Raw genomic sequence first — 6,000 nt, 5'->3', positions numbered from 1 at the left:
ATCGCTTCCATTGAGTTAGGGCTTGGTGAGAAATGTTGTCGCAAACACTTTTACCTCCCTAATTCTTTGGAAGTTATTAAACTCTAAACAGCTTCCATCTTATTTATCCGTGAAACGGCAAAGGCGATTGACTATTTTTTTGAGGAAGATAGAAAAGAATACTATACTTGGCCTGCGGTCTCATTCGCTTTTCAACCAATTACCAGCTATGAAAAAACTTCTCCTGTCGCTCTGCGTCTTGTGGGCATGCAGTGCTTCGGCCCAAGGAATATTAAAAGAAAGCCTTGAGGTAAAAAGCAAAGTTCTGGACAAGAAGGTAGAATACTCTCTGTACCTGCCGGCAGACTATGAACGAACCAACCGCCGGTACCCCGTGCTGTACCTGCTGCATGGCTACTCAGATGACGAGACGGGTTGGGCGCAATTCGGCGAGGCCCACCTGACCGCAGAGCGGTTGATGCAGGCCGGCGAGGTGCCGCCTATGATCATTGTCATGCCAGATGCCGGCGTGAGCTGGTACATCAACAGCGCAGACGGCAAGGTGAAGTATGAAGATTTCTTCATCAACGAATTTATTCCCTACATTGACAAGATATACCGTACCCGTGGCAGCAAAGAGTTTAGAGCCGTAGCCGGTCTTTCTATGGGAGGTTACGGCACCCTGGTAATGGCGCTGAAACACCCAGACCTGTTTGCGGCGGCAGCCCCGCTGAGTGCCGCCGTCTGGACAGATGAGTTGTTTACCACTATGCCAGAGGCCTCCTTTAAACGGTATTTTTCTACTGTGTTCAAAGAGAACCTGCAAGGGCAGGAGCGACTGACTGCCCACTGGTACCAGAATTCAGTGCTGAAGTTGGTAGAAACAGCGCCTCTTGACCCCATGAAGAAAGTGAAATTTTACATTGACTGCGGGGATGATGATTTCCTGATCAAAGGTAACATGGCATTGCACGCGGCCATGCTGGACCGTAAGCTTCCGCATGAGTTCAGGGTGCGTGACGGCGGGCATACCTGGAACTACTGGCGCACGGCCCTGCCAGAGGTGTTGAAGTTTGTGGGGGAAAGCTTTCGGAGGTAGGTGTTCTAGGTACTGCCTGTTCAGGCGATGGGAAAATCCGTTTTGGGGCTGTTTTCTGAAAAACAGCCCCAAAACGGATTTTTTTTTAGCGGCCCTTCCGGCCGTTCTGGAGAATAAAGAATATCTTATATACAGTAATTTCAGTATAAGACAATGAATAACGTAAGGAGCCCTTACAGTATTGTGAAGGCTTTCTTGACCATTATTGCTTGATCTATGCTGCAGATAAACGAACTGTCCCTGAACATACCAGACACCACCAAGCCACGTGTTGTCATCATTGGCGGCGGCTTTGGCGGTGCCAACCTTGCCCGCAACCTCTCTGGAAGGGATTTTCAGATTGTGATGTTTGACCGCCAAAACTACCACGGCTTCTGGCCGCTGCTGTACCAGGTGGCCACCGCGGGGCTAGAGCCAGATGCTATTGCAGAGCCGCTGCGTAAAATGTTTGATGAAGACTATGAAGACTTCCACTTTAGGCAGGTGAAGGTGACGGGCATAAACCCGGCTGCCAAAACGGTCTCAACGCTGGTGGGGGACTTGCCTTATGACTTTCTGGTGATTGCCACGGGCACCAAGTCTAACTACTTTGGCAATGAGCAGATCAAGAAGTACTCGTTCCCGCTCAAGCAGATCCCAGATGCCCTGAACCTGCGCAGCCAGCTGCTGCAGTCGTTTGAGCAGGCCAACATGATCAAAGACCCTGAGGTGCGGCAAAGCCTGCTCAACATTGTGATAGTGGGCGGCGGACCAACGGGGGTAGAGTTGGCCGGTGCCCTGGCCGAAATGCGTAAGCACGTGCTTCCCGGTGACTACCCCGGCATGGACTTCAGCAAAATGAACATTTATCTGGTAGAAGGCATGGATCGGGTGCTGCCGCCCATGTCACCGGAGTCCAGTGAAAAGACCAGACGCTATCTGGAGGAAGTAGGCATCATAGTCAAATTGAACACCCTGGTGGAGTCTTATGATGGCCAGACGGTGACCTTCAAGGGCGGCGAACAGATCAAGACGCAAACCCTCATCTGGGCGGCCGGCGTGTCAGGCGCTCAGATTCAGGGGCTTCCGCCAGAGTCCAGTGAGCGGGGCCGTTACCTGGTGAACAAGTTCAACCAGGTGCTGGGCTTCAATGATGTCTTCGCCATTGGTGATATTGCCGCCATGAAGACCGAAAAATGGCCCAAAGGGCACCCGGGGGTGGCGCAGCCCGCCATTCAGCAAGGCAAGCACCTGGCCAAGAACCTGAAGCGGCTAGTGCGCCGGGAACCGCTTGAACCGTTTGAATACTATGACAAAGGCTCCCTGGCCATTATAGGGCGTAACCGGGCGGTGGCCGACTTGCCCAAAAACATGCACCTCAGCGGTTTCATTGCCTGGATGGCCTGGCTCTTTGTGCACATTTACTACCTCATTGGCTTTAGGAACAAGGTAGTGGTGCTGGCCAACTGGGTGTACAAGTTCTTTACCTATGAGAACAGCACACGCCTTATCATCAGGCCTTTCCTGCGGAAGGAAGATATAGCAGGGCAGGAGTTTGTGCGCAAGCAGGCAGACCTTGATTAAGTAGGAATCAACGTTTCATAGCAGCTTTCCTGTTTTCGGCCTGTTTTCCCAAAAACAGGCCGAAAACAGGAAAGTGAACCCTCTGGGTTAATCCTTTGCCTGCCATGGTTGGTGTTCTCGCTAGCAACTCACTGGGCGGTTCAGTTGCAGAGGCACCTACTTAGCCTGAGAACCTGTTAATAGTTTTCCGTTTACTTGTTTACAAGCGTAAGCCAGCGCCCAATATTTGGGGCTTGTCAGTTGAGACGAATCAGCAGCTTGCCCTTCCAAAAAAAGCTAAATGGAAAGCTTGCGCCAGAGAAGGGAATGCCTTTTAAATAGCTTCTAAAACAAAAAGCCCCGCTGTGGCAACAGCGGGGCTTTTTAAAGATAGTCAATATGGTAGATTAACCAATGGCAACACGCTTGAACTCAGTCACGGTCATGCCTTTGTTAGTGTTATCTAACAATTTAGCAATGGTTACAGATGGGTCTTTCACGAACTCCTGGTTCAACAACGTGCTTTCTTTGTAGAACTTGTTCAGTTTGCCTTGGGCAATTTTCTCCAGCATTTCCTCTGGTTTGCCTTCCTGGCGAGCCTGCTCTTTCCCAATCTCAATTTCGCGTTCAATAGTAGCGGCGTCAACTCCGTCTTTGTCAACCGCGATAGGGCGCATAGCGGCAATTTGCATAGCTACGTCTTTGCCTACTTCAGTTACTTCTTTACCGCCGGTGTTGGTTAAACCTACCAACACACCCAGTTTACCGTTTGAGTGGTTGTAAGCAACAACTTTCTCAGCAGAAACAGTCTCATAAGACACTACGTCAATTTTCTCACCAATTTTACCCATCAGGTCAGTGATGTGGTCTTGCAGCGAACGGCCGTCTGTCTGTGGCGTAGCCAACAGTTCTTCTTTGGTGGCAGCGTTGGTAGAAACCGCGGCGCTTAATACCGCTTGTGCCAGGTTTTTGAAATCTTCTACTTTAGATACCGGCTCAGTCTCGCAGGCTAACGCGATTACTTTACCTACAGTACCTTCAGCGTTTACTTGCGTTAAAACAGCTCCTTCAGAAGTAGCGTTGTCAGCGCGCTTGCTGGCAATTTTCTGACCTTGCTTACGCAGAATATCTTTGGCTGCTTCAAAGTCGCCGTTGGCCTCAGTCAGGGCTTTTTTGCAGTCCATCATACCAGCGCCAGTCTCTTGGCGAAGTCTGTTTACATCTTGTGCTGTAATAGCCATTTTTCTTTTATTAAGAAGTACGGATAAAAAGTTTTATGAGGGTGGGGTTGCTTTCTCGCAACGCCTTTTAAGCCTTTAAATCTTTGTCTTTCCTGCTGCCATGGGCTCTGTCAGGAACCGCTTCTGCAGAACCTGGTTGCCTTGGCTTGCAGGAACAATCTTTAAAGAGGCTGTTATCAAAAAGAAACTGAACATTAGTGGCCAGGCTTCCTAATGTTCAGTTTCTTTGACAGTGATCTTATGAGGTTAGGAGCTTATTCAGCCTCTACTTTCTCGGCAATGCCTTCTTCCTCGGCACGTTTTCTGTCTGAATCTTCTTTGTCTACTTTACGCTCAGACAAACCTTCTTCAATGGCTTTGCCAATCAAAGAAGTGATCAGGGCGATAGACTTAGAAGCGTCATCATTGGCCGGGATTGGGAAATCAACCAGCTCTGGGTTAGAGTTGGTGTCTACAATCGCGAATACGGGCAGGTTCAGTTTGTGGGCTTCTTTGATCGCAATAGACTCACGCTTCACGTCCACTACAAACAAGGCTGCCGGGAGACGGGACAGGTCAGCAATACCACCCAACACACGCTCCAGTTTCTCGCGCTCACGAGACAGCATCAAACGCTCACGTTTCGCCATGGCGGCATACGCGGTGTTTTCTTTCACCATTTTGTCAATGGTAGACATTTTCTTCAATGACTTACGAACAGTCTGGAAGTTGGTGAGCATACCACCTAACCAACGGTCAGTCACATAAGGCATTTTCAGGCGTTTCGCCTCTTCTGCCACTATGTCCTGCGCTTGTTTCTTGGTAGCCACAAACATGATCTTGCGGCCAGACTTGGCAATCTGCTTGATAGCAGCAGTAGCCTCATCTAAAGACACAAGGGTTTTGTTCAGGTCAATGATGTGAATGCCGTTTTTCTCCATGAAAATGTAAGGAGCCATTTTAGGATCCCATTTTCTGGTAAGGTGACCAAAGTGTACACCGGCATCCAGTAAATCTTTATATGTGGTATTAGCCATGATATTGATACAGCTGATGAAATATTAACGTTTAGAGAACTGGAACGAACGACGGGCTTTGCGCTTACCGAATTTCTTACGCTCCACCATACGTGGGTCACGCGTTAAGAAACCTTCTTTTTTCAGGGCCGGACGGGTCTCAGCGTTTTCTTCTACCAATGCCTTGGTAATCGCCAGACGAAGGGCCTCTGCCTGACCGGCAACGCCACCGCCTTTGATATTCGCCTTAATGTCGTATTTGCCCACCCCGTCAATCAGCACCAATGGCTGCTGCACAATGGTTTGCAACACTTCACTAGGGAAGTATTCCTTAATATCTCTATCGTTAATAGTGATATTCCCTTGCCCTGACGTCATGTAAATGCGCGCCACCGAGGTTTTTCTTCTACCAGATGTATTGAGAACTTCCATTAAATATGTCTAGATTATTTTGTAAGTTTTACTTGAACAGGCTGTTGTGCCGCATGTGGGTGCTCTGCACCTGGGTACACAAACAGGTTGCGGAATTGCTCACGGCCCAGACGGGACTTGGGCAACATCCCTTTCACCGCACGCTCTACCAGCAGCGTAGAAGATTTGGCTTTCAACTCACGGGGAGTGAAGGTGCGCTGGCCGCCTGGGTAACCGGTGTGGGTTACAAAGGTTTTCTTATCCCACTTCTTGCCAGTCATACGAACTTTATCCGCATTGATCACAACCACGTTATCTCCGCAGTCTGCGTTAGGCGTGAAAGAAGGTTTGTTTTTGCCGCGAAGGATCATCGCGATCTGAGAGGCCACACGGCCAAGGGTTGAGTCTCCGGCGTCTATCACTACCCAGCCTTTATTAGCGGCCGCCTTATTAACTGATAGCGTCTTATAACTTAAGTGGTCCATTATTAAATGGTTAACGGTGAAAAGAATTTACTTTTTCTTGAAAATGGTCACAAAGATACGCGCTTTCTTTTTGGTATGCAACACTCCCTTAATTTATTGCCTTGAAAATCAGGCGAATTTAGAAAGAGTCAGAGTGGTGGCAGTAGAGGAGGCCTCCCGTTGTTATCTGGGGTAGAAGCGCTTGAGAGTTGTTTTGGGATAAACAGGCCAGAAACGGAAATTGGCGCAGAGGCCCGCAGGTCTTCCGG

The 6,000-nt window shown here is 49.1% G+C and carries 6 protein-coding genes; 2 read left to right on the top strand and 4 right to left on the bottom strand.

Translation table 11 applies throughout. The annotated features are described in order from the left end of the window. Positions 1-208: 208 nt before the first annotated feature. Entirely contained in the window at positions 209-1,078 is an 870-nt protein-coding gene (locus FHS90_RS21185; RefSeq protein WP_182514477.1) for an alpha/beta hydrolase, read from the top strand. 216 nt (positions 1,079-1,294) lie between these two features. Next, positions 1,295-2,641 (top strand): NAD(P)/FAD-dependent oxidoreductase, encoded by a 1,347-nt coding sequence (locus FHS90_RS21180; protein ID WP_182514476.1) that lies wholly within the window; start codon positions 1,295-1,297, stop codon positions 2,639-2,641. Positions 2,642-3,027: 386 nt separating this feature from the next. Here FHS90_RS21180 and tsf read toward each other — a convergent pair whose 3' ends face one another. The 4 genes from tsf to rplM form a co-directional block, all read right to left on the bottom strand. Next, positions 3,028-3,861: a translation elongation factor Ts gene (gene tsf, locus FHS90_RS21175; protein WP_066834666.1), complete on the bottom strand. Its 834-nt coding sequence runs from the start codon at positions 3,859-3,861 to the stop codon at positions 3,028-3,030. Positions 3,862-4,115: 254 nt separating this feature from the next. Further along, positions 4,116-4,877 carry a 30S ribosomal protein S2 gene (gene rpsB / locus FHS90_RS21170; RefSeq protein WP_066834663.1) on the bottom strand — a complete coding sequence of 254 codons (762 nt, stop codon included), beginning with the start codon at positions 4,875-4,877 and terminating at the stop codon, positions 4,116-4,118. Positions 4,878-4,901: 24 nt separating this feature from the next. Then, a complete protein-coding gene (gene rpsI / locus FHS90_RS21165) occupies positions 4,902-5,288 on the bottom strand; it encodes a 30S ribosomal protein S9 (RefSeq protein ID WP_066834660.1) in 387 nt (128 codons plus the stop codon). A gap of 14 nt (positions 5,289-5,302) precedes the next feature. Further along, positions 5,303-5,752, bottom strand: a complete 450-nt coding sequence (gene rplM, locus FHS90_RS21160; RefSeq protein WP_066834657.1) for a 50S ribosomal protein L13 — start codon at positions 5,750-5,752, stop codon at positions 5,303-5,305. Positions 5,753-6,000: the final 248 nt, after the last annotated feature.

It is taken from the genome of Rufibacter ruber (assembly GCF_014138425.1).
In the GTDB taxonomy this organism is placed as follows: domain Bacteria; phylum Bacteroidota; class Bacteroidia; order Cytophagales; family Hymenobacteraceae; genus Nibribacter; species Nibribacter ruber_C.
Note: the sequence above shows the minus strand (reverse complement) of the source record. Positions and strands in the feature narration are given on the sequence as shown.

Excerpts from the sequence above, each read along its gene's own strand:
- FHS90_RS21185 (WP_182514477.1), top strand. The coding sequence starts at position 209 with ATGAAAAAACTTCTCCTGTCGCTCTGCGTCTTGTGGGCATGCAGTGCT.
- rplM (WP_066834657.1), bottom strand. The coding sequence starts at position 5,752 with ATGGACCACTTAAGTTATAAGACGCTATCAGTTAATAAGGCGGCCGCT.
- rpsB (WP_066834663.1), bottom strand. The coding sequence starts at position 4,877 with ATGGCTAATACCACATATAAAGATTTACTGGATGCCGGTGTACACTTT.
- rpsI (WP_066834660.1), bottom strand. The coding sequence starts at position 5,288 with ATGGAAGTTCTCAATACATCTGGTAGAAGAAAAACCTCGGTGGCGCGC.
- tsf (WP_066834666.1), bottom strand. The coding sequence starts at position 3,861 with ATGGCTATTACAGCACAAGATGTAAACAGACTTCGCCAAGAGACTGGC.
- FHS90_RS21180 (WP_182514476.1), top strand. The coding sequence starts at position 1,295 with ATGCTGCAGATAAACGAACTGTCCCTGAACATACCAGACACCACCAAG.